The sequence below is a fragment of the Mesorhizobium sp. M2A.F.Ca.ET.039.01.1.1 genome, assembly GCF_003998035.1.
Taxonomy (GTDB): domain Bacteria; phylum Pseudomonadota; class Alphaproteobacteria; order Rhizobiales; family Rhizobiaceae; genus Mesorhizobium.
In genome coordinates this window covers 1-526 of sequence record NZ_RZRY01001473.1, presented here as the reverse complement: position 1 = coordinate 526, position 526 = coordinate 1, and the positions used below count along the sequence as shown (strand labels likewise).

At 53.8% G+C, this 526-nt stretch carries 1 protein-coding gene; it reads left to right on the top strand.

Annotated elements, in window-relative coordinates; translation table 11 throughout:
• Window positions 1–247: 247 nt before the first annotated feature.
• A partial coding sequence (locus EOA24_RS43755; RefSeq protein WP_245502012.1) for a DUF2735 domain-containing protein occupies window positions 248–526 on the top strand: 279 nt, incomplete at its 3' end.

Here is a 526-nt window from a genome sequence, read left to right as displayed (position 1 = left end):
GGACATATCCGTCGAGCCAGATATACTCGAGCTTGTATTTGGTCATTCCAGTGCCTCTCGTTGCTAGGACGCCGCAAGCGACGTCAACGCATGGCCGGGCTTGCCGGCCTGCCGATGGTTAAAAAGCAATTCGTATGCCACTCCGCCGTCGGCGGGTGCGGCAAAATGGTCGCGCCAACACGTGGATTTTGCTCAGCCGCCTCAATAATGCGCTCTGATCGCTCAATCGAGATTTCTGCATAAATAATTGGCAAATATTGATCTTTTTGTAGGCATATTGCCTAAACGAATCGCAGAACCTATCTTGCTTGCTAAGTTTAATCGGCAAGCCTCAAGACAAGCAAGGAGGTCGCCAATGCAGGTCATGCAACCGCGTCCGTCGGCAAAAATCCTGATGTTCCCGCTGGCAGGGCGCAAGTCTGCCTCAAATTTAGGCGCCAAGGCGAAATTCGCGGCAGAGCTTGCGACGCTTCGCGGCGAGCACGCCGACTTTGACGGCTGGTATCACGAAGCAGCCGTCAAAGTC